This is a genomic window from Thiohalocapsa sp., from assembly GCF_022340605.1.
Taxonomy (GTDB): domain Bacteria; phylum Pseudomonadota; class Gammaproteobacteria; order Chromatiales; family Chromatiaceae; genus Thiohalocapsa.
This window is the reverse complement of the sequence record NZ_JAJDNQ010000163.1, coordinates 1-22064: the sequence shown is the minus strand read 5'-3', so window position 1 is coordinate 22064 and position 22064 is coordinate 1. Positions and strand designations below refer to the sequence as shown.

Below are 22064 nucleotides of genomic sequence, written 5' to 3'. Positions count from 1 at the left end.
CAGTGATCGCCGTATCGAGCTACAGCGCCCGGCCAGCGTCGCCCGTGCGCGACCTCCCCTCCCAAAGCGTCCACCAGTATCCGTCAGCACCCCCGCGCATCTCTGATGTCCACCTACCCCGCCAGCGCTCCGTCCGCCCAAGGCTCGGATCAGCGCCGCCCGGCCCAGCAGCGCGTCCTCGCCGCCTGGGTGGCCGAGCAGGCGCAGACCCTGGACCCTGCCGAGCGCGCGGCACTGGACGCCGAGCACCCCCATTGGCGCGCACAAGCCGCGCAGCTCATCGCCGAGGGCCTGCTCGCCTACGTGGTGCTGGAGATGATTGCACCGGACCTCGCCATCACGCGCGCCGAGGGCGGCCATACGGACACCAGCGACGACGCCCTCACCGGGCGGCTCGTCGCACACCTGCAAGACTTTATCGACTACCGCGCGGAGCTCAGCGAGCGCGGTGGTCTCAACGCGGGCGGCCCGTGCGAGCACGGCCACCAGCACAGCCACTAGCGCCATAGCCGACAAGACGACCGGCGCACGGAAGAGACTCAAGCCCGGCCCCCGAGACAGGCCAAGAGAGCATGACAGACGAGAGTGAGTTCGAGGCCCTGTTGCGGGAGCTGGAAAAAACGGAACAGGCCGTCGCCGAGCGGCCGAAGCCTGGCGACCGGGTCAAGGGACAGGTGATCGCCATCGGCGAGGAACAAGTGTTCGTGGACCTCGGCGGCAAGGCCGAGGGCGCCATGGACGTCGGCAACCTCAAGGACAAGGACGGCAACCTCAAGGTGGCCGTCGGCGATGAGCTGGAGGCGGTGATCGCCAGCATCGATGCCGATACCGGCGCCATCACCCTCGGTGGCAAGCACGGCAAGCACCTGCATGGTGCCGACGAGCTCGAGGCGGCCTACCAGCAGGGCCTGCCGGTGGAAGGCACCATCACCGGCACCACGAAGGGCGGGCTCGAGGTCCGCATCGCCGGCCACCGCGCCTTCTGCCCGGCGTCGCAGGCGGACATCCGCTTCATCGAGGATCTGTCCACCCTGGTGGGCCAGCAATACGCCTTCCGCATCACCAAGTTCGAGGCCGGCAAGCGGCTCAACATGGTGGTCTCCCGCCGCGCGCTGCTCGAAGAAGAGCGCGCCGCCCAGGCCGAGGCGCTGAAGGAACAGCTCCAGGAGGGCGCGGTGCTGAACGGCAAGGTGGTGGGCATCAAGGAGTTCGGCGCCTTCGTGGACTTGGGCGGCGTCGAAGGCATGGTGCACATCAGCGAGATGTCCCTGAACCGCATCAATCACCCCGAGGAAGTCCTGCACCTGGGCCAGGAGATCGAAGTGCAGGTGCTGCGCATCGAGGACACCGGCAACCCCAAGCGCCCGCAAAAGATCGCGCTGTCCATTCGCGCGCTCGCCAAGGACCCCTGGTCCGACGCCGTCGCCCGCTACAGCCCCGGCACCCGGGTCGACGGCCGCGTCACGCGCCTCCAGCCCTTCGGCGCCTTCGTCGAGCTGGAGCCCGGACTGGAGGGCCTGATCCACATCTCCGAGCTTGGCGCCGGCCGCCGTCTGAACCACCCGCAGGAGGTGCTCAGCACCGGCCAGCAAGTGACGACCACCGTCCTCAAGGTGGAGCCGGACCGCAAGCGCATCGGCCTGTCCATGGCGGACGAGGCCGTTGCCTTAGACGAAGATCCTGCCCCCGAGCGCGGTAGAGGCCGGCGCGGACGCCGCGACGAGGCCCCGGCACCCGACGACCGCCTCGGGACGCTCGGCGACCTGCTGAAGGAGCAGATGGGGCGCGACGACTAGCGCTTCGCTGCGGAAGTATCGAGACCACTCTCAACGCCGCCCGCAGCGCTGATTCGTGTCGCCCTGGAGGCCGACACTCCGACCGTGGGTCACGATGGCCGGAGTGTCGCCCTCCAGGGCGACACTCGCTCGCGCCGAACAGCGAACGGTATCGACAAATCCAAGGACCCGCACTGGCGAGGCGCGGCCTCTTGCCCATCAGTCGTGCTCATCGAAATCGGTAGCACCATCGAAATCGCAATCGGCGCTGGCTTCGACAAGGATCCCGATTTCGATGTCGGGCCGACTACCGGCGATTGGTCGCCTTTCGGCGCAGTCGCACCGGGGCGCCGGCAACCCTGCGCCCCGCTGCAACACCCACGACTCATCGTTCTGCCGGTCGCTGATCGCGGCGGGGACGCCACTCCCACGGCGCGCCTCGCAGGACGCCCAACGCTGTCAAACCTGACCGAAGCCAATGCCCGCGGGTCATTTTGCGGTGCACAATTCCGTGAACCACCCGAAGCGGAGATGAACACCGATGGCGGCGACGACGGCTGACACGCAGGCCCCCGATCAGGCACCCCAAGAGCCCCCCCAAAAGGCGCCCCAAAAGGCTCCTTGGATCACTTACCGGCCCGAGCTCAAGGTGCTCGACTGCACCGTGCGCGACGGCGGACTGGTGAACGCACACCAGTTCAGCGATGCCTTCGTGCGGGCCGTTTACGACGCCTGTGTCGCCGCCGGCGTCGATTACATGGAGATCGGCTATAAGAACTCGAAGCAGACCTTCCCGGTGGAGAAGTTCGGACCCTGGCGTCACTGCGACGAGGTGGATCTCCAGCGCGTGGTGGGCGACCACGACCCGGAGCGCACCGGCCTCAAGCTTGCGGCCATGGCCGACGCCGGCAAGAGCGACTGGGAGACGGACATCGTGCCCGCCGCCGACAGCCCGCTCAGCATGATCCGCGTCGCCTTCTACGCGCATCAGGTCTCGGAGGCGGTGGACATGATCCGCCACGCGGCCGAGCTCGGCTACGAGACCACGGCCAACCTGATGGCCGTCTCCAACATCACCGAGGAAGAGATCGACACCGTGCTCGCGGCCATCGCGGACACGCCGGCCAGCACCATGGTCATCGTGGACAGCTTCGGTCATCTGTACCGCGAGCAGGTGGACCGGCTCTACCACAAGTACGCCGAGGCCCTGAAAGACACCGGCAAAGAGATCGGCATCCACGCCCACAACAACATGCAGCTCGCCTTCGCCAACACCATCGAGGCCATCATTCTCGGCTGCAACCGCGTGGACGCCACCCTGCTCGGCTTCGGCCGCGGCGCCGGCAACTGCCACACCGAGTTGCTGCTTGGCTTCCTGCGCAACCCCAAGTTCGACCTGCGCCCCATCATCGAGGTGATCCAGAACCACCTCGTGCCGTTGCGCCGCGAGATCGAATGGGGCCCGCTCGTGCCCTACAACATCACCGGCCAGCTCAACCAGCACCCACGCTCCGCCATCGAGTGGCGCGAGAGCGACCAGCGCGACGACTTCGTCACCTTCTACGACAAGGTCGTCTCCGAAATCTGACCCGGAAGCGCCGCCGCCGGTGCCCTGTAGGTCGGGCCGACGCCAGGAGGCCCGACGCGCGCGCACATCTACGCTGCCGGCGTCGGGCTTCGCCTCCGCTCAGCCCGATCTACCGCGCTTGTGGGAGCGGCACTCTTGGTGCCGCGACCGACGGTAAGGCAGCACGCCACGCCCCGAGTCACTGCCAAGCGGCAGGCAACCTCCCAGTCGTCGTCGCGCCACAAAAGGCAGAGGCGCTCCCACGCCGGCGCGCCTGAAACAGCCGTTATCGGCGGTCGAGTTAGCGCAGCGTAACCCGACCGCCGAATACTTGCCCGATCTAAGCACCGTGGGAGCGGCACTCCCGGTGCCGCGACCGGCGGCCACTCCCGGCGGTGGTCTTTCCTCCAGCAGCACCGCCCAGCCCATCGCCCCCCGTCCACGCAACAACCAACCGCCACACTCCGAAATTTGTCAATGCGGCGCCGGGCACGGCCTGCCTAGACTGATTCGCATTCCCGCACCCGCCGGCGTTCAGGCACCGGCCCCGCAGAATCAGACTTGGAGGCAAGATGTCCACGCAAGCCACGACGCCGGACCAGATTCCGGCAGAGAGCCCCACCCAGTCCGCGCCGGCCGCCGGGCACGGCAGCCGGCTGGAGCATTTTCCGGCGTCCTTCTTCGCGATGGTGATGGGCCTCGCCGGACTCACCATCGGCTGGGAGAAGGCCCAGGCCGTGCTCGGTATCCACTTCTTCTTCGTGCCCTGGCTCATGGGCGGGACGACGCTGCTGTTCAGCGTGCTGGCACTGCTCTACCTCGCCAAGCTGGTACTGCACCCGGCCGCGGTGCGCGCTGAGATCGGCCACCCGGTGCGCATCAACTTCATGCCCACCATGGCCATCAGCCTGCTGCTGCTGTCCATCGTCTATCTGCATTGGGCGCCGGATGTGAGCCGCTGGCTCTGGATCACCGGCGCCACCCTCCAGCTCGGCTTCACGCTGTTCGTCGTCAACATCTGGATGCACCACGAGCATTTCCAGGTCCTGCACATGAACCCGGCCTGGTTCATCCCGGCGGTGGGCAACGTGCTGGTGCCGGTGGCGGGCGTGCCGCTCGGCTATGAGCTGGTGTCCTGGTTCTTCTTCAGCATCGGCATTCTGCTCTGGCCGGTGCTGCTCACCATCATCTTCTACCGCGTGCTGTTCCACCATCCGCTGCCGGAGCGGCTGATGCCGACGCTGTTCATCCTGGTGGCGCCGCCCGCGGTGGGCTGCATCGCCTACGTGCAGCTCACCGGAGGCGTGGACGTGTTCGCGCAGATCCTCTACTTCGCCGCCCTGTTCTTCACCCTGCTCCTGTTCATCGAGGCGCCGCGGTTCCTGAAGCTGCGCTTCTACCTGTCGTGGTGGGCCTACTCCTTTCCGCTGGCGGCCATCGCCATCGCCAGCATGCTGATGGCGGACCGCACCGGGCTCGTCGGCTTTTTGTACCTGGGCTTCGGCATGATCACCATGCTCTCCGGCATCGTCCTGCTGCTGCTGGTGCAGACCGCCCGCGCGGTGCGCTCGCGCGGCATCTGCCTGCCCGAATGACGCCCGCCGTCAGCCCACCCGTAACCACCACAGCGGAGCCCGAGACATGAGCCAAGACAACCAACCCAACACGCCCCCCACCGCCGGCAAGCGCGCGGGAGCGGCCAGGACCGCCGTCGTGCTCGGCGTGCTGGCGACCCTGTTCGGCGGCGGCGTCGCCCTGCTCTACACCCTGACCGGCGGCGAGATCCAACTGGCCGGCCCGGTCCCCCCGCGGCCGACCGCGCCAGCACAGGCTGCGCCGCAACCCGAGACTCGGGCGCCGGCGACCGAGATTGCTTCGCAGCAACGCCCAGCGCCCACGGTCGCCACGCAGGCCGCTGACTTCGCCAGCAGTGCGGAGCTGGCCGGGTTGGCGGCGCAGCTCGCCGACGCCCACGCGCGCATCGACGTCCTGTCCGAGCAGTCGGCGGGCTTCGCCGAGAGCATCGCGCGCATCGACGCGCTGGAAGCAAAGGTGGCCGCAGCCAAGGCAGCCGCGGACGCCGCCGCGAGCCGCGCCGCCGACGTGGCCCTGCGCTATACCGAGCTGACCGCGGACTACGCCAGGCTCGGCGCGCACTTCACCCCCCAGGGCGTGCTGATCCGGCTGGACGAGACGGCGCTGCGCTTCCCGCCCGGCACGGCGGAGCTGCCGGCGAAGGCCGACGCCGCCCTGGCGGAGATCGCCGGCTTCCTCGCGCGCCATCCCGGTCACCGCGCCCTGCTGCGCGGGCACACGGACGCCAGCGGCAATGCGCACGCCAACCTGAGCCTGTCCGAGCAGCGCGCCGCCGCGGTGCACGCCGCCCTGGTGGCACTGGGCGTGCCGGGCGAGCGCATGGACATTGAGGGCGTCGGCGCGGCCGAGCCCATCGCCGACAACGCGAGTAGCACCGGCCGCGGTCAGAACCGGCGCGTGGAAATCCTGTTGCGCCCGGCGGATGACACCGCCGGCTAACGGACACCACCGCCGGGGATCGAAGTCCCCGGCGGTGGATGCGCCGAGCGCGTCTGCTCCAGTGGGAAGTCCGGAGTGCGAAGTGCGCCGCCCCCGTAGGTCGGGCCGACGCAAGGAGGCCCGACGCGGCCGTCGTGCACAGGATCGTAGGTCGGGTTAGCGATAGCGCAACCCGACAATCAACTTAGAGCCCCGGCGTCACCCCCCACGGGCAGCCCGAACACATCCGCCCTGACACCGTCCGCGCCCTCCTTCCGCGCCGGCACGGGTGCGTCGTAGACGATCATGACGCCGGCGTGCCCATTACCGGCGCCTGCGCTGCTGGTGGGATACCAGGGGGCGAGGCCCTCGGCCTTGTCGCCGTCGGGCTCGAAGGGCAGGTCGAACAGGGGCTCCAGGTGCCGCCCGCGCCGGGTAATGCTGTCATCGTCCAGCGTGGCGGCGTCGCGCAACCGCCACAGAGTCTGACGGCCGGTGATGTCCATGGTCGGGCCGGCGAGCAGCAGCAGGTCGTTGCCCTGCCAACACAGATCGCGCACGCCCATGCCGTCCAGCGCCAGGAAGTGCTTGCGGTAGACGCGCTTCTTGCCGCCCAGGGCGCGGCCGATCTGCTCCAGCTTCAACTTCGGCGCCTTGCCATCGTCCACGGCCACCTCCAGCAGCAGTGCCCAGCCGCGCAGCACCGGCCCGCGCAGGCCCAGGAACAGACGCTCGCCGCGTACCGCGAGCCCCTCGATGTCGAAGCCGTTCTCCTTGGCGGCAAGCTGCGGCCAGCCCGGGCGCGCGTCCTGACTGCGCAGGAAGGGCGCGAGGTGATCGTCGTCGCGCAGCGCCTCGCTCAGCTTGTTGCCGCGCTTGCCGATGGGGAGTTGCGCGAGGCGCACCGCCGCGCCGTCAGGCTCGAAGCACCCAAGCATGAAGCGGTTCAGCCGGCGCTTGACGTCGCGCAGCGCCTTGCGCTGCTTGCGGCCCAGGTCATCCGGCTCGGCCCCGCGGCGGGTGCTGGTGTGGGAGCCAACGAACCAGATGCGCCCCTCGCCGTAGTCCATGCCCTCGATGTCGATCTCCTCGTCCTTGCCGTCCGGCAGGTCCAGCGCGCCGGCGAGATCTATCTGGCGATGCGCGCCGAAGGTCGCTGCACCGGACGCCGCCGCCGGCTGCGGCGTGAGGCAGGAGAGGCCGTTGCGCTCATCGGTGCCGCACCAGAGCCGGCCGCGCTCGTCGAAGCAGCAGGCGGAGACCTCGTCCCGGAGGGCGTCCGGATCATCGGCGTTGTTGAAGCGCAATAATGGCTTGAGGGTGGGCTGTGCGATCATCTGGGGCTCCCGTTGCGTCGGGTCTCCGGGCGGGCAGATCAAGCACCCGCCGGCGCTGGGTAGAGCCAGGCCAGCATGCCGTCGCGCTGAAATGGCTGCCACTGCCCCAACGGCTGCGCGAGCCGGTCGGCGACGGCGTAGAGCGTGAGCGGGTGCACGCCGAGGCCCAGATGGCTCGACTCCACCTCGATGTTCTCCGCCCGTGGCCCGGCGGGCTCGACACTGTACTCCCAAGGCACGATGCCGTCGCTGCGGCTGTAGATGCTGGTCGCCGGCACCGGCAGCGGGCCATGCAGCGCGCCCAGTTCGGTCGGCAGGCCCATTGGGTCGCCGGTTACGCGCTCGTAGGTGCGCCAGATGTCCGCCGGCCGCGGGTCACCGCCGATGGGCGTGCCGACGCAGATCACCTGCCGCACCCGCGCCGGTGCCGCCAGCGCCAGCGCCCGCGCGTACAGGCCGCCGAGGCTCCAGCCCACCAGGCTCACCGCCCGCCCGTGCTCGGCGAACAGGGCGTCGAGCCGCGCGCGGCAGGCGTCGAACACGCCGCCCCGCGGCCCCAGGTTCAAGCCCTGCCCCCAGGCCGACACCGCGTACCCCCGGCCCGCGAGATACCTGCGCAGCGGCAGGGTGTTGAGGTCGCTGCCGAACATCAGCGGCAGCACCAGCACCGGGTGGCCGTCGCCCTTGCGCGCGACGGCCAGCAGCGGCTGGGCCGCGATGCCGGCGCCGAGCTCCCAAGGCGCGCGCGCCTCCAGCGCCAGGCGCAGGGGGGCGGTCATCTGCTGCATGAGCTGGTGGGCGAGGCCGCGGTCCGGCTTCGGGCTGTGGGGCATGCTTGGGTCTCTCCCGTGGTCATTGTCGACTGCCGCCCAGGAGCACCGAGTTTCACTCGACATCCCCAGGTCGGCGCTCGGGGTCAGCCGCGACGCTTGGGCGGATCGAAGCCGGCCTCGACGCCCTGCCCGGCAGGTGTACCTTCGGGCCCCTTGGCGCCCGCCCCATTGGACGGTTGGCGGCGCTTGCCGATGTTCTTGCGGTCGCGCAGACGCTGCTTGGTCTTGGGCTTGGCCTCGACCTTGCCGGCGGCGCCCTTGGCAGCGCGCTTCTTGGTGGCTTTCTTGATGGGCTTGCCCCGCTTTGGCGCGCCCTGGAAGCGCGCCTCCAGGCCCGCCAGCGCCACCTGCCCCACGCTCAGGCCAAGGTAGCGCTCGATGCCGGCCATACGGTTCCACTCCGGCGCGCCCACCAGGGTCACCGTCAGCCCCCGGCGGCCGGCGCGGCCGGTGCGCCCGCTGCGGTGCAGATAGTCATCCCCGCTGCGCGGCACGTCCAGGTTGACCACCAGCTCCACACCGGGCACGTCGAGCCCGCGGGCGGCGACATCGCTCGCCACTAGCACCGGCACCGTGCCGTCGCGGAACAGGCCCATGACACGCTTGCGCTCGCGCTGATCGAGCTCGCCGTGCAGCACGGCGCAGCGGATGTCCAGGTCCGCGAGCCGCGTTGCGGCCTGCTCGGCACCGTCGCGGGTGTTGCTGAACACCAGCGCGCGCTGGTAGTCGGCCGTCTCCAGCAGCCGGTGCAGCAGCCGCGCCTTGTGCGCCGGGTCGTCCGCCAGGATCACCTGATGGTCGATATCCGGGTGCGCGCTGCGGTGGTGGTCCAGGGTGATGGTGAGCGGGTCGCGCAGCAGGTGCTCGGCCAACTCCGCCACGCCGCGCCGGTGCAGCGTCGCCGAGAACAGCATGGACTGCCGCTCGGCCGGCGCCTGCTGGATGATGGCGAAGACGTCTTCCACCAGGCCCATGTCCAGCATCCGGTCCGCCTCGTCCAGCACCAGGTAGGCCAGGTCCGAGAGATCCGCCTCGCCCGTCTCCAGGTGCTCCCGCAGGCGGCCGGGTGTCGCGATGAGGATCTCTGGGTTGCGCCTGAGCGCGTTCACCTGGTGGTTGCGCGGGTCGCCGCCGACGATGACCGCCGCCGTCAGCCGGCTATAGCTGCCGACGGCGTGGAAGTGATCCAGCACCTGGCTCGCCAGCTCGCGCGTCGGCACCAGCACCAGCGCCCGGGTGCCGGCGCGCGGCGCCGGCGATTCCAGCAATTGCTGCATGATGGGCAGCAGAAAGGCGGCCGTCTTGCCGGAGCCGGTGGCGGCGGCGGCCATCAGGTCGTGCCCCTCCAGCGCCACCGGGATAACCGCCGTCTGCACCGGCGTCGGCTGCTCGAAGCCGGCCTTGGCGATGCCGCGCAGCAGCGGCTCGGCCAGTTGCGCGTCCAGGAAGCTATCCATGACGGCCGCTACCCTGCGCCGGAGCCACGCGTCGCCAGAAATTTGTCATGAGACACAGATCTTTCGGGACCATTCAGTGGAGCCATTTGGTGGAGTCATTCGGCCAGCATCTTTTGGCCAGCATAACTCGGTCGGCATCGCCCCGATTCTACCCTTCGCGGCGAGCTTACATCGGCCGGACGTGCAGACGCACGCCACCGGGCACGCCAGTTGCTTAGCTTGCTATGGTAACGCGGTCAAGCTGACCAAGGCCGGCAGCGGTCAATGCGCCCGTGCCGGCAACGACACGCAGGAGTCGCACCCATGCGCTTCGAGGTGACACCCGCACAGCCCGCCGGCGCTGAGCTGCGGCGCATCGGCGCGGCGCTCGTCGAGCACGCGATCGCGCAGGTCGACGACCCGGGGGTGCCATCCGACGCGGCCGTGCACGAAACGCGCAAGGCCATGAAGAAGCTGCGTGGTCTACTGCGGCTGGTGCGCAACGCGGCACCGGATTTGTACAAGGCAGAGAATCGGGCGTTCCGCGATGCGGCGGCACAGTTGGCCGTAGTGCGGGATGCAGACGTCGCCGTCGAGACCTTCGATCGGGTGCTGGCACGAGCCGGCAACTCACCCGCCAAGTCAGCGCGGCACCAGGCGGACACCGGCGCCTCCCGACTGCACGCCGACGCGGAGCCGCTGGAGCTCGCGTCGCTGCGCGCCGCGCTCTACGCCTACCGCAGCGAGGCGCACGCCGGCGCCGGCGACGCCGACAGCCGGCTCGCCCAATTTCGCGCGCGGATGCTCGAGGCGCGCGAGCGGCTCGCCGGCTGGGAGCTCCCGGACACCGGCCGTGAGCGCGACGCCTTCGCCCCGTTCGGTCCGGGGCTCCAGAAGACCTACAGGCGCGGCCGCAAGGCCATGGCACGGGCGTACCGGATGCCGAGCGTCGAGGCTTTCCACGAGTGGCGTAAGCGCACCAAGTATCTGCGCTACCACCTGCGCCTGCTGCGGCTGGCCTGGCCGGAGCAGCTAAAGACACAGGGCGCGGCGGTCAAGAAGCTGCAGACGCTACTTGGCGAGGATCACGACCTCGCGGTGTTGGAGGAGCTGCTCGCGACCTTCCACACCGGCGACACCGTACCGGCCGAGACCGGCGCGGAGCGCGCCCTGCGCGCCGAGATGCTGCGCCAGCGCGACCTGCTGCGCCGCCGCGCGCGGTTGCTCGGCGAGCTGGTCTACGCGGAGCGACCCAAGGCGTTCCGACGGCGCATCGCGGCGTACTGGCGGCAGGCCGAGCGAGCCGCCGAAGCGGACCCGGAAAGCGCGGGCGGCTGAGCTGGAATCGGCCGCGGCACCGTCGCGGCACCGAGAGTGCCGCTCCCACACCGACAGTGCCGCTGCTAGCGCGAACCGTGGGAGCGCCACTGCCTTTTGTGGCGCGAGAGTGCGCTCGCGCCCCGGTCGCGGCACCGAGAGTGCCGCTCCCACAGCGGCGGCCCGCGCAGCAACAGGCGTGCGGCTGCCATGCCGGCAACCGATGCCGATGCGAGCCAACGCTTGCGGTCGATCTGCCGCAGGCCGGGGGAAATGCCCCGGCTGCATCGGGCCACATGCGCCCGAGTGGAGGGCTGGTGTGCGCACCGACGCGCCAAGCCGATGCTGCACCTTGCGGCACGGCACCGGGCGCTTAGACCCGAAGGCGAAGTGGTGCGCGCCTTGCTTGCGAATGGGTAATGGAATGGTCCGGGTGCACGCCGTGTACCCGCCGCGCCGTTATCCATCCCATACCGAGGAGGTACAACCATGAGCACCTACTTCCTGTCCACGACCCACGTCCCGCGCCGGGCGTTCGACATCCACCATCTGGATCTGTTGCGGCCGGTGCGCTGGCTGCGTCAGGGATTCGACGACCTCGTCGCCATGCCCGGCGTGAGCCTGGCGTACGGCGGCATCGTCGCCGCGTTCGCATTCCTCATGGTGGTCTTGACCGCCGCGGGAAATCAGTTCTTTCTGGTGCCCTTCCTGTTCGGGGGCTTCCTGTTCATCGCGCCCATCCTGAGCGTCGGGCTCCTGGCCATGGCCAAGCGCCGCGAAGAGCAGCGCGAGGACCTGCCGGTGGCGAAGGTACTCTCCGCCAACGTCTCCAGCCTGGCGCTGCTGGGCCTGGCGACGCTGTTCGTGTTCCTGAACTGGATCATGCTGTCGAACCTGGTGTTCGGGGGCTTCTTCCAGGAGGTGATGCCCACCTACGGGCAGGTGCGGCCGCTGCCGATCATGTTCGGCAAGAGCTGGCCCTTCGCACTCGTCTACGGCGGCATCGCGGCGGCCCTGGCGCTGCTGTTTTTCCGCATGATCGCGCTGTCGCTGCCGATGATGGTGGACCAGCGCGTGGACCTGTTCAACGCCGTCTTCGCCAGTTGGCGGGCGGTCGGTGAGAACTGGCCCAGCATGCTCGTCTGGGCGGTGCTGATCTTCGCGATGACCAGCATCGGCTTCACGCTCTGGTACGTGGGCCTTGTGTTGGTGGTGCCCTGGCTCGGCTATGCCACCTGGCACGCCTACCGGGATACCCTGGTGCCCCGCCAGACCGCCGCTAACGCCAACGCGGAGGCCGCGGACGACACCAGCAGCACCTGAGCCGGCGCGGCAGGCCCAATACGGCCGATAGGGAGCGACTCCATCGTGCCGAAATGGCGGTCGCCGCCGGTCGGCGACCCTGCACAAGCGCGCCGCAGGACCGGATTCGCGGACGTCGACTCACCACCTTGACGCGCTGGAGAAGCCGTCGCTCAAAACCGGGGCTGCGCACTGGACGGCGGCCCCGACATGGGCGATCCGTTGTCGCCGCCAGCCCGGCGGTCCGTATTGAGGCCGTACTTTTGGATACGGTAGCGCAGCGTCTCGCGGGTGGTCCCCAACGCGCGCGCCGCGGCGGTGACGTTCTGGTTGCTGCGCTCCAGCGCCGTTTTGATGATGTAGCGGTCCATGTCGTCCAGCGCCATGCTGCCGTCCAGCGGAATGCTGAGGCGGTCGCCCTCCACCCTGGGCCCCACCGTGGGCACCTCATCGGTACGTGCCTCGGCCGCCTGCGGCACGCCTTCCCCGAGTTGCATCCATTCCAGCGGAAAGACCTCGTCCTGTGCCAATAGCACGGCGCGCTCGATGACGTTGCGCAGCTCGCGCACGTTGCCGGGCCAGGTGTAGGCGCGCATGCGTGCATAGACCTCGTCCGGCACCACCCGCACGCGGCGGCCGGAGCGCGCGTTGTACTCGTCGATGAGCGCAGGCACCAGTTGGTGCAGGTCGTCCAGGCGCTCGCGCAGGGGCGGCAGGTCCAGCCGAAAGACACTGAGCCGATGGAACAGGTCGCTGCGGAAGCTGCCCTCGCGCACCCGCGCTTCCAGGTTGCGGTTGCTGGCGGCAATGATCTGCACATCAACGTCGATGAGCTTCTCGCTGCCCAGGCGGCGCAGGCGGCGGTCCTCCAGCACCGTCAGCAGCTTGGTCTGCAGATCGAGATCCATCTCCGCGATCTCGTCCAGGAACAGCGTGCCCTCGTGAGCCTGCTCCAGGTAGCCGCGGTGGCGGCCCTTGGCACCGGTGAAGGCGCCGGCCTCGTGGCCGAACAGCTCCGACTCCAACAGGTCGCGCGGCAGCGCGGCGCAGTTCACCTCGATCATGGGCCCCTCGGCCCGCGGACCGCCGTGGTGGAGGATGCGCGCCACCAGACCTTTGCCGGTGCCGGTCTCTCCGCCGACAATGAGCGCGCTGAACGGCACCTCCGCGAGCCGCGCAATCATGCGCCGCGTCTCGCGTGTCGTGGCACTGTCGCCGATGTAGGACTCGGGCGCGTAGCGCTTGCGGCTGTCGCGGTTCTGACTGGCGAGCCGGCGCTGCGCCAAGGCGCTGCGCCGGGCGCCGGCGACGATGATCTCCAGCCGCGACAGGGGACAGGGCTTTTCCAAAAAGTCGTAGGCGCCGAGCCGCAGCGCCCGCACCGAATCCGGCACGCCGCCGTAACCGGTCAGCAGGATCCACTCGCCCGGCACCTTCTGCTTGCGGACCTCTTCCAGCAGGTCCAGCGCGTTGCCATCCGGCAGGCTCATGTCGGCCAAAATCACCAGCGGCTCCACCCGTTCCCCGAGCAGGGCCGCTCGCGCCTCGCGCAGGCTGCCGGCGGTGTCTACATCCCAGCCCTTGCTGATGAAGTGCCGCGCGAGCTCCTTCGCGAGTGCGGGCTCGTCCTCGATGATCAGCATCGAATCTGACACGGAGTCGATACCATCAGAGGGCCTCGCCGCGTACGCGTTGAATCATCTCGGGCTCCGGGCCGGCGGACATGCCGGCGGCCTCAGCGTCTTCGACGGCGAAGAGGTCGGCGAGGCCCACCAGCTCGCCGTTGGCCTCGATCACCGGCAGCGCCGGTGTGCGCAGCGCACGCATCCGTTCGCGCACCTGCGCCAGGCTGTCCTCCGGGCGGCAGGTGGGTGGATCGGGGCGCATCACCGCACGTACCGTGCGGCGATCGGGGTCCAGACCGCCGCCAATGGTGCGCGTAGTCAGATCGAAGGCGGACAGGGTGCCCACCAACCGCCCCTTGGCGACCACCGGCAGCAGCGCCACACGCTGGCTCGCCATCTGACGGGCCGCGCTGCGCAGCGTCGTGTCCGGCGTGGTCACCGGCGGGCGTGTGTCTATTGCCTGGATGAGCGTCAAGTTGACCTCCTGCGGATACGGGTTTGGCGATGCCGGCGTGCGATCGGTACAGATCTGCACTGGACCCCGCGGCGTCCGTCCACGAACGCCTGCGGGGCGGGGCCGCCGGCAGCGAGCTTTTGCTCTTTGCACCGACATTCGAAATCCACGGTTGGCGAAGCAAGAGCCGCGCCCGCGCATCGGCCGCTGCGCTCGACTACGCCTTCAGGCGCATGTTTGGGGGGATTTCGACCGCTGCAACCGCCGGTACGGCACGTAGACGGGCCTTCTGTCGGCGCATATCAGCCGCAACCCGGGGCATATACACCATTCAATGCCGCTGTGCCGAGCCGTGCCCCTCGTCGTCGTGACCGAAGGCACGGTAGGCCAGGAGCCAGAAGGTGGCGAACATGAAGACCGCTACCGCCAGCAGGATCAGGCCCACCACTGCCAGGTTCGGATCCAACAGGGGCGCGGCGAGCATGAAAGCGATGCCCACCAAGGCGAAGAGTAGGCTGTAGGCGAAGGTCGGCTGGCCGCAGCAAATACGGGCCTTGCGCCACCAGGAGAATCCGCCCCAGCCGGGGATCGGCTTGAGGTGGCGTGCTCGATGCGATGCGTTCATAAGTTGTCTCCGCTATGCAATTCCCCTAGCCCCGACACGTCGTCCGTAACCGTGTCGTCGGTCATCGTGTTTGCCGCAAGCGTGTCGTCCGTAATCGTGTCGTCGGTCTCCATGTCCTCCATGTAGATTCGGGCCTCCTCCCCGGGGTCCGGCAGACCCGCCACCTTCCACGCCTCGATGAGCCCGCCGAACAGCATCGTGATGCAGTCGCGGTCCAGGTCCAATTCGCGGCAGAGGTGGCGCTGCACGGGCAGCCTGCGGTCGTCCAGCCAGCCCCGGCGCAGGCGCTCGATGACGCACCAGTGCTCGACGGCGAGCTCGCCGACGCCGAGTTGCCGCGCCGTTCGCACAGCGAGGTGCGCGCTCCAGCACGCGGGGTCATCCAGAAAGCCATTGTCATCAGACGAGATATGGCGACGATCGGTTGACTCATACATGGCCGAGCTCCGGTACTGCGGTGCCCCGGCAAAGGCGGTTGCGCGGGGATTCTCCTTCTGACTTGCAACCGTCGCACCATCCTGGGCCGATCCGTCCAATCGCATCGACGCCAACTCCCGTGGCCCGCCCAGCCTTACCTTGCCGCGGGGAATCACTCGCGGACCACTGAGGCGAATGATGGGTCATCCGGCGACCCGCGCCGGGGCATCTGCACCGCGCAGCGGGGCATAGCGACCCGCCGGGACTGTCTCTACGATCGCCCGCGCACGGCCGGCGGCGCCGCATCCGAGCCGGCGCTGGACAGCCCGACGCTGGACAGCAACGCCGCGGCGCGCGGGGCCAGGCGGCCGCGCACAGCCGGCTAACGGCCTCGCCTGCACCGCGGCGAGCAAGGCCGGGATCGCAACGGGATCGAAGCCGGTATCGGGCTCGCAGGCGAATGCGTCCCGGAACCGTGCTGCCATCGGCAACCCCGGCCCACTTGGCATCGCCATTGCTGCCGATAGCTGAAGAACGCGGCGGAGGACAGCACGGCCGCCCCGCATGCCAAGACGGGAGGACCACCATGCCCGACAAAGCGACGCTGCTGATGCGCGAATTTGTCACGCACGACGTGCAGCACCTGCTCCTGAGCCGCCCGGACGGCCTGCACTGGCAGCCCGGCCAGGGCATTGAGCTGGCCATCGACCAAGATGAGTGGCGGCAGCAGCGCCGGCCTTTCACGCCCACTTGCCTGCTGGAGGACCGCGTCCTGGAGTTCACCATCAAGCGCTACCCGGAGCAGGACGGCGTCACCGACGCGCTGCACGCCCTGGAGCCCGGCGCCCAGCTGCTGCTTGGCGACCCGTTCGGCACCATCGCCTACCAGGGTCCGGGCACCTTCATCGCCGCGGGCACGGGCGTGACACCCTTCCTCGCCATACTGCGGCGCCTCGCCAAGGACGACGCGCTGGCCGGTCACCGGCTCCTGCTCACCAACAAGCGCGAGCGGGACGTCATCTGCGCGCAGGAACTGGCGTACTACCTCGGCGATGATCTGGTGCTCGCCTTCACCCGCGAGCATGCGCAGCACCGTGGGGGGCGCATGGACAGCGCCTTCCTTGAGGCCCACATCCGCAACCGTGACGGCCACTTCTACGTCTGCGGACCGGACGCCTTCGTCGAGGCCATGAAAGCCGCACTGCTCACCCTTGGCGTCCGCCCAGACCGGCTGGTGTACGAACGCTGAGCGGCAAACGCGGCCGGCGCCGTACCGCGCCCCCACCCCCGCAACCCCCACGACCGTAAACAGCCACAGGAGGCCACCATGTCCCACGAGCACAAATTGCCCGATCTGCCTTATCCCGAGGACGCCCTGGCGCCACACATCTCCGCGGAGACCCTCTCGCTGCACCACGGCAAGCATCACGCCGCCTACGTGAGCAAGCTGAACGGACTCATTGAGGGCACCCGCTTCGCCGATGCGCCGCTCACCGACATCATCGTCGAGGCCGATGGCGGCATCTTCAACAACGGCGCCCAGGCGTGGAATCACGCGTTCTATTGGCATTGCCTCAGCCCCAACGGCGGCGGCAATCCCGCCGGCGAGCTGGCGAGCCAGATCGGCCGCGACTTCGGCACCACGGACGCACTGCGCGAGCAGTTCTCCCAGGCCCTGACCACCCTGTTCGGCTCCGGCTGGGTCTGGCTCGCGCTAGACCCGTCCGGCAAGCTCGTCATCCAAGGTCAGAGCAACGCCGGCAACCCGCTGCGCGAAGGCTTGCTGCCGATCCTGACCTGCGACATCTGGGAGCACGCCTATTACGTGGACTATCGCAACCGCAAGGCGGAGTATGTCGATGCCTTCTGGAAGCTTGTGAACTGGGACTTCGCGGCCGAGAATCTGGCGCGCGGACAACCCTTCGAGGTCTAGCGCCGCTCCGCGGCGGCGGACGCATCGGCACGACCGCCGCCGCGCGAACACTCCGAACCAAACCGCAACGGCCACCACCAGGGAGCGCCCCACCGTGCTGACCCGCCTGCGTAATCTGTTTCTTCAAGGCATCGCACTGCTCGCGCCGCTGGCCCTCACCATTGCACTCTTGGTCTGGCTCGGCGAATGGGTGGAGTCGGTGGTGGGCGGCGCGCTCCGGCACCTGCTGCCGGCCGGCTGGTACATTCCCGGCCTAGGACTCGCCGCCGGCGTGCTCCTGACCCTGGCCGCCGGCCTGCTGGCCAACCTATTCCTGGTGCGCTGGCTGCTGGATCTGCTGGGGCGACTGCTGGACCGCATTCCGCTGGTCAAGAGCCTGTTCCGGGGCCTGAAGGACATCTCCCGCTTCTTTGGGCAGAGCCGCGGCGAGATGGGCCGGCCCGTCAGTGTCCGACTGCCGCTCGGCGACGGAGAGGTACAGTTGGTGGGCTTTGTCATGCAGGAGCACGCGACACTGCCCGGGGCACAGGACGCGGCGGCCGGTGCCGACGACGCGGCCGAAGCCGAGGACGCAGCGGCCGAGCGATGCGTCGCCGTCTACCTGCCCATGAGCTATCAAGTGGGCGGCTACACCCTGTACCTGGATCGGGCGCGAATCAGCCCGCTGGACGTCAGTCCGGAGGAGGCGCTGCGGTCGGTGCTGACCGGCGGTGCCCTCGCCGAGCAGGACGAGGATCGACCGTCCAGACGGCGAAAGGCAGCCGGCTCGCAGCAGGGCGGCGGACAGCGAAGTCGCGGCAGCGCCGGTGCGACACCGGCCGCTGAGCGGCGTTAGGCGGCAACTGGTGGGCGGGCCACTGAGAGGCAGCCCCGCCCGCCGTGGGAGTGGCGCTCTCGGCGCCTCGAGACGGCAACCGTGAACGGCAGCGGGGTTACGGTACGGGCCTCCCACTTCGCGGACGCCGGGACGACGCCGTCCGTGCCGAGACCATCCCCACGCGGAGGAAAACCTCAATGTCTCCCGCGAAAGCCTTATCTTGCCTATTTTACTGGGTCTCCTAATCTCACGAACATGAGGACGCGTCGCAAGGCATCGGCGACCGCCATCATCGCCCTCCTACACTCGTGGTCGATCGGAGGCCCAGCCCCATGAACAATCCCGCGCTTCAGCATCCCCGATTGCAGCATCCCGCCTATCGCAACCTGAGAGACGCCCTGTCAGTGCTCGCCGCCGTGGCGATGTTGGCGTTGGTCTTCGCCCTGGAGATGTCCCGCTGATCCCTCCCCAACACCTGCGCCAAGTAGTTCCCGCCACCCGCTGGCGACAGACGCGTCGGGATCGGGATCGATTGCGATCCCGGTCCCGCTTTCGATGTTGCGCGGACCGCCAGCGCTTAGTAACGGTTCACAAGCTCAGTCATCCACCAGGTCGAACGTCAGCTCGGAACGATGCTCGTGCTCGCTGCCGGTCATGAGCGCGCCGTCGATATCGAATTCGGCACCGTGGAAATGGCGCTGCGCCGCGATGGGCTCACCCATCAATGTCATCCGTCGGAGCTTCTCGATGGCGGCGAGCCCGGCCCGGGCGGGCGAAATGCGCACATAGCCGTTCAGCCTGGTCTCGCCGCTGACCGGATCGGTAAGGATACGGATCGGACACATCGGAGATATTACTTACATACACATAAGTTATTACATCAAATCCTGATCAGTAGATATGACTGGCCTTGCATCAGGTTAGGACATTTCCCGGCCCTGCTTCGCCGCACGCGCGCCGCCCGCTCGGTCATTTAGACCGCCTGGCAGAATTCACTCAGGCTATACACTTTTAGTTGATAAGCGATATTACTCGTACATAAATAGTGCTTCCACTGAAGGCAGCACCGCGTCCAACTTGCTTGCGCTTGAGTGACCGGCACATGGCCCCATCCCCATGGCCAGCGCGGTCCGCTCGGTCGAGGCAGCGCCGAAAATGCAGTCAAGATGGACACCCTGATACCCGCCGCGCAGCAGCAAGCCACGATCTCGCTGGCGCTGGCGCTTGCCATCGGCCTCTTGTTCGGGCTCGAGCGCGGCTGGCACAGGCAGCAGCCCGAATACGCGTCGGGGCCCGGCGGGGTGCGCACCTTCGGCCTGCTCGGACTCCTCGGCGGCGTTGCCGGCGTGCTGGCGAGCGAGACGACGCCGGGCGTGCTCGGCTGGGCCTTCGCCGGCGTGGCCGCGGCATCCATTGCCGGCTACCTGCTCAAAGCCCGGGAGACCGGCCACACCGGCATCACGACACTCATCGCCGGCCTGCTCGCCTTCGCCCTCGGCGCCCTGGCGGCCCTGGGCCATCGCACGACAGCGGCATCCGCCACCGTGGTCGCGACCCTGCTGCTTGGCCTGAAACCACAGCTCCAGGCCTGGGTCGGCAAGCTGGACGAGACCGAGCTCCAGGCAACGCTGCAGCTGCTGCTGATCTCGGTGGTGCTGCTCCCGATCCTGCCGGACCGCGGCTTCGGCCCCGCCGCCGCCCTGAATCCCTACGAGTTGTGGTGGATGGTGGTGCTGATCGCCGCGATCTCCTACGTCGGCTACTTCGCCGTGCGCATCGCCGGCGCCCACGCCGGTATACCGCTGACGGGCCTGCTGGCCGGTCTGGCGTCTTCGACCGCACTGACGCTGCAGATGTCGCGCCTGGCGCAACGCCCCGACGCCGATCGCAACCTGCTCGGCGTTGCCATCCTGCTCGCCAACGCGACGCTTTTTCCGCGCATCCTGATCATCGTCGGCCTAGTGCAACCGGCGCTGCTGCGGCCGTTGAGCCTGCCGTTCGGCCTCATGTTCCTCGTCACCGCCCTGCCCTCACTGCTGTTGTGGCTGCGTCGTGCGCCGGCGGGTGGAGCCGCGCCGGTGCACACCCAAAACCCGTTGGCACTGGGCTCGGCGTTACGCTTCGGCCTGTTGCTGGCGGCGGTGATGCTGCTGAGCCGCCTCGCCGCCGACCGCTTCGGCGATGCCGGGGTGCTCGCACTCGCGGGCATCTCCGGAATCGTCGACGTCAATGCCATCACGCTCTCGGTGGCACGCATGCACCAACCGCAGGTGTCGGCGTTCATCGCCACACTCGCAATCGTGCTGGCCATCGCCAGCAACTCCCTGTTCAAGACCGGCATCGCCTGGTGGGTGGGCACGGGCGGGCTCGCGCTGCGCGTGGGCCTGCCGCTGCTCGGCGGCTGCGCCGCCGGCCTGGGGCTCCTGTGGCTGGCCACGCAACCCGCGACACTGCCGGAGCCAATACTCGAATGGTGGTGGAAAAACGGCCGCTAACGGCTCTGTGTGCGCAGCCGGCGCGAGACCCCGCACCGTGGGAGCGGCGTCCCCGCCGCGATGCGCGCGAGACCCCGCGTCGACGGTGGTAATCGCCACCACCGACGTGCGGATTGCCCAGCCACCGCTCAAGGCAAGAGTCACCAACGCCGGACACCACCGGAAGCCGGCACCAGGCGCGGGCATCCCGCCTCACTGGCACTCCCATTGCGTTACCGTCGTTGCAAGCAGAACCCCCTACTACGGAGACCATCATGAAGCTGCGACCACTGACCCTCACCACGCTGTCCGCACTCACACTCTGCCTGTCCCAGGCGGTCCTGGCCCAGGGAATGGGCAGCCATCCAGGACCCATGACCTTCAAGGAGGCGGACCTCAACGGCGACGGCAACATCACCGAGCAGGAGCTCTACCAGGCCCGCGCCAAGCGCATGGGAAACCTGTCGCAACAGGGCTACCCCATGCGCATGGCCGGCCAGGCGCCCAACTTCGGCGACGTCGACCTGAACGGCGACGGCAAGGTCGGACCGGACGAATTCGCCCAGGCCCAGCAGCAGCACATGCAGCGCATGCGCGGCTCGGGCATGGGTCCGCCCACCGGTGCACCACCAGCGCCCGGCCAAAACATGCCCGGCCAGGGAGGCAACTGACAGAGACCGTGAAAGCATTGCTCGCAACGCCGAAAGCGAGCGGAGCGTAGGTGTCGAGCCGGGCGCGTGGCGAGCCGGCTGAAAGCCGGCGTTCCCAGCGGACGCCGGTTGCACCGCCCCCACCCGCCACTGCCCCCACCACTCAGCCCACGATTGGGCCCACGATTGGGCCCACGATTGGGCCCACGATTGGGCTTGGCCCCGCGCTTGCACTTCCGGCGGGCGAGGGCGCGAGCGCACCTCGCGGTCGCGTCGTCTTCAACCACACCGAGGAGTGTCGAGTATGAACGAGCCAAAGCAAATCCATGTGCGTCCCGTCGCGAGTCTGTCCACCATCGCCCTGGTGCTGGGCGGCATCCTGCTGTCGGCCGGGGCCGTCGCCGCCGGCAGCGACACCGGGAGCATGGGTGATCAGCAGACGGGCGCAATGGAGCAGTCCGCGTCCGTGTCCGGCAGCGCGGACCAGAAGGCGGGGCAAAGTGAAGCATCCATCGTCAAACAGCTGCCCGACCGCTACAAGCTCAGCACCTGGCTCGGCAAGCCGGTGGACAACACCGAGGGCAAGAAGCTCGGCACGGTCAAGGACCTGGTGATGGACGATATGGGTCAAGTGCGCTACGTCGTCATGAAGAGCAAGCTACTCGCCGGCAACACGCAGGGTGATGTGGTTGCGGTGCCGGTGGGGTATTTCGACTATCCGCTGGCGCGTAAGGACCACCTGGTGCTCGACGCCACGCCGGAGCAGGTGCAACAGGCGCCGGCCTTCAGCGCCAACGAGATGCCGGACATGGGCCAGGAGGAGGTCAGCGGCGTCATCATTGCCTACTGGGTGCCGGCGGACACGGGCCAAGGTCAGGGGCAGGGTGGCGAACAGGGCCAAGCTCAGGCCCCCGGTCAGGCACAAGGTCAGGCACAAGGTCAGGCACAAGGTCAGGCACAAGGTCAGGCACAAGGTCAGGCTCAAGGT

General features: G+C 68.7%; 23 protein-coding genes. 15 read left to right on the top strand and 8 right to left on the bottom strand.

All coding sequences use genetic code 11. The annotated features are described in order from the left end of the window. The first annotated feature begins 105 nt into the window (after positions 1 to 105). The 6 genes from LJE69_RS20000 (at position 106) to LJE69_RS19975 (ending at position 5877) form a co-directional block, all read left to right on the top strand. A complete protein-coding gene (locus LJE69_RS20000; protein WP_296927829.1) occupies positions 106 to 501 on the top strand; it encodes a hypothetical protein in 396 nt (131 codons plus the stop codon). A gap of 71 nt (positions 502 to 572) precedes the next feature. Further along, positions 573 to 1796 carry a 30S ribosomal protein S1 gene (rpsA, locus tag LJE69_RS19995; RefSeq protein ID WP_296927828.1) on the top strand — a complete coding sequence of 408 codons (1224 nt, stop codon included), beginning with the start codon at positions 573 to 575 and terminating at the stop codon, positions 1794 to 1796. A 204-nt stretch (positions 1797 to 2000) separates the two neighbouring features. Beyond that, complete coding sequence (locus LJE69_RS19990) at positions 2001 to 2336, top strand: hypothetical protein (protein ID WP_296927827.1); 336 nt, start codon at positions 2001 to 2003, stop codon at positions 2334 to 2336. Between the two features lie 88 nt (positions 2337 to 2424). Then, positions 2425 to 3363, top strand: a complete 939-nt coding sequence (locus LJE69_RS19985; RefSeq protein WP_296927826.1) for an aldolase catalytic domain-containing protein — start codon at positions 2425 to 2427, stop codon at positions 3361 to 3363. A gap of 551 nt (positions 3364 to 3914) precedes the next feature. Beyond that, a complete protein-coding gene (locus LJE69_RS19980; RefSeq protein ID WP_296927825.1) occupies positions 3915 to 4937 on the top strand; it encodes an SLAC1 anion channel family protein in 1023 nt (340 codons plus the stop codon). 46 nt (positions 4938 to 4983) lie between these two features. Beyond that, on the top strand, positions 4984 to 5877 hold the full coding sequence (locus tag LJE69_RS19975; RefSeq protein ID WP_296927824.1) for an OmpA family protein: 894 nt from the start codon (positions 4984 to 4986) through the stop codon (positions 5875 to 5877). A gap of 179 nt (positions 5878 to 6056) precedes the next feature. On the opposite strand, the gene LJE69_RS19970 is transcribed toward LJE69_RS19975, so the two are convergent. The 3 genes from LJE69_RS19970 to LJE69_RS19960 all read right to left on the bottom strand — a co-directional run bounded on the left by LJE69_RS19970 (position 6057) and on the right by LJE69_RS19960 (position 9483). Next, the gene (locus LJE69_RS19970; protein WP_296927823.1) at positions 6057 to 7193 is read right to left on the bottom strand and encodes a DUF3616 domain-containing protein; all 1137 of its coding nucleotides are present in this window, start codon (positions 7191 to 7193) and stop codon (positions 6057 to 6059) included. Positions 7194 to 7231: 38 nt separating this feature from the next. After that, positions 7232 to 8026 carry an alpha/beta hydrolase gene (locus LJE69_RS19965; RefSeq protein ID WP_296927822.1) on the bottom strand — a complete coding sequence of 265 codons (795 nt, stop codon included), beginning with the start codon at positions 8024 to 8026 and terminating at the stop codon, positions 7232 to 7234. Between the two features lie 83 nt (positions 8027 to 8109). Next, positions 8110 to 9483 (bottom strand): DEAD/DEAH box helicase, encoded by a 1374-nt coding sequence (locus tag LJE69_RS19960; RefSeq protein WP_296927821.1) that lies wholly within the window; start codon positions 9481 to 9483, stop codon positions 8110 to 8112. Positions 9484 to 9786: 303 nt separating this feature from the next. On the opposite strand from LJE69_RS19960, the gene LJE69_RS19955 reads away from it, so the two are divergent. Beyond that, entirely contained in the window at positions 9787 to 10800 is a 1014-nt protein-coding gene (locus LJE69_RS19955) for a CHAD domain-containing protein (RefSeq protein ID WP_296927820.1), read from the top strand. 468 nt (positions 10801 to 11268) lie between these two features. Beyond that, positions 11269 to 12102, top strand: coding sequence for a DUF2189 domain-containing protein (locus tag LJE69_RS19950; protein ID WP_296927819.1), 834 nt, complete (start codon positions 11269 to 11271; stop codon positions 12100 to 12102). A gap of 152 nt (positions 12103 to 12254) precedes the next feature. Here the strand turns inward: LJE69_RS19950 and LJE69_RS19945 are convergent, their stop codons facing one another. The 4 genes from LJE69_RS19945 to LJE69_RS19930 form a co-directional block, all read right to left on the bottom strand. Beyond that, on the bottom strand, positions 12255 to 13736 hold the full coding sequence (locus tag LJE69_RS19945) for a sigma-54 dependent transcriptional regulator (RefSeq protein ID WP_296927818.1): 1482 nt from the start codon (positions 13734 to 13736) through the stop codon (positions 12255 to 12257). A 13-nt stretch (positions 13737 to 13749) separates the two neighbouring features. Beyond that, complete coding sequence (locus LJE69_RS19940) at positions 13750 to 14181, bottom strand: CBS domain-containing protein (protein ID WP_296927817.1); 432 nt, start codon at positions 14179 to 14181, stop codon at positions 13750 to 13752. 310 nt (positions 14182 to 14491) lie between these two features. Beyond that, positions 14492 to 14785, bottom strand: a complete 294-nt coding sequence (locus LJE69_RS19935) for a hypothetical protein (RefSeq protein WP_296927816.1) — start codon at positions 14783 to 14785, stop codon at positions 14492 to 14494. Next, positions 14782 to 15222, bottom strand: coding sequence for a TusE/DsrC/DsvC family sulfur relay protein (locus LJE69_RS19930; protein ID WP_296927815.1), 441 nt, complete (start codon positions 15220 to 15222; stop codon positions 14782 to 14784). The genes LJE69_RS19935 and LJE69_RS19930 overlap by 4 nt, the downstream gene beginning before the upstream one ends. Positions 15223 to 15788: 566 nt before the next feature. On the opposite strand from LJE69_RS19930, the gene LJE69_RS19925 reads away from it, so the two are divergent. From LJE69_RS19925 to LJE69_RS19910, 4 genes are all read left to right on the top strand, one after another. After that, positions 15789 to 16451, top strand: a complete 663-nt coding sequence (locus LJE69_RS19925; RefSeq protein WP_296927814.1) for a flavodoxin reductase — start codon at positions 15789 to 15791, stop codon at positions 16449 to 16451. Positions 16452 to 16529: 78 nt separating this feature from the next. Next, positions 16530 to 17135, top strand: coding sequence for a superoxide dismutase (locus tag LJE69_RS19920; RefSeq protein ID WP_296927813.1), 606 nt, complete (start codon positions 16530 to 16532; stop codon positions 17133 to 17135). A 94-nt stretch (positions 17136 to 17229) separates the two neighbouring features. Continuing rightward, positions 17230 to 17970 carry a DUF502 domain-containing protein gene (locus tag LJE69_RS19915; RefSeq protein ID WP_296927812.1) on the top strand — a complete coding sequence of 247 codons (741 nt, stop codon included), beginning with the start codon at positions 17230 to 17232 and terminating at the stop codon, positions 17968 to 17970. A gap of 314 nt (positions 17971 to 18284) precedes the next feature. Continuing rightward, positions 18285 to 18413 carry a hypothetical protein gene (locus tag LJE69_RS19910; protein WP_296927811.1) on the top strand — a complete coding sequence of 43 codons (129 nt, stop codon included), beginning with the start codon at positions 18285 to 18287 and terminating at the stop codon, positions 18411 to 18413. A 135-nt stretch (positions 18414 to 18548) separates the two neighbouring features. Here LJE69_RS19910 and LJE69_RS19905 read toward each other — a convergent pair whose 3' ends face one another. Beyond that, positions 18549 to 18797, bottom strand: coding sequence for a hypothetical protein (locus tag LJE69_RS19905; RefSeq protein WP_296927810.1), 249 nt, complete (start codon positions 18795 to 18797; stop codon positions 18549 to 18551). A gap of 321 nt (positions 18798 to 19118) precedes the next feature. Here LJE69_RS19905 and LJE69_RS19900 point away from each other — a divergent pair, with 321 nt between their 5' ends. The 3 genes from LJE69_RS19900 to LJE69_RS19890 all read left to right on the top strand — a co-directional run. Next, on the top strand, positions 19119 to 20447 hold the full coding sequence (locus tag LJE69_RS19900) for a DUF4010 domain-containing protein (protein WP_296927809.1): 1329 nt from the start codon (positions 19119 to 19121) through the stop codon (positions 20445 to 20447). Positions 20448 to 20701: 254 nt separating this feature from the next. Then, entirely contained in the window at positions 20702 to 21097 is a 396-nt protein-coding gene (locus tag LJE69_RS19895; protein WP_296927808.1) for an EF-hand domain-containing protein, read from the top strand. A gap of 283 nt (positions 21098 to 21380) precedes the next feature. Next, a partial coding sequence (locus tag LJE69_RS19890) for a PRC-barrel domain-containing protein (RefSeq protein WP_296927807.1) occupies positions 21381 to 22064 on the top strand: 684 nt, incomplete at its 3' end.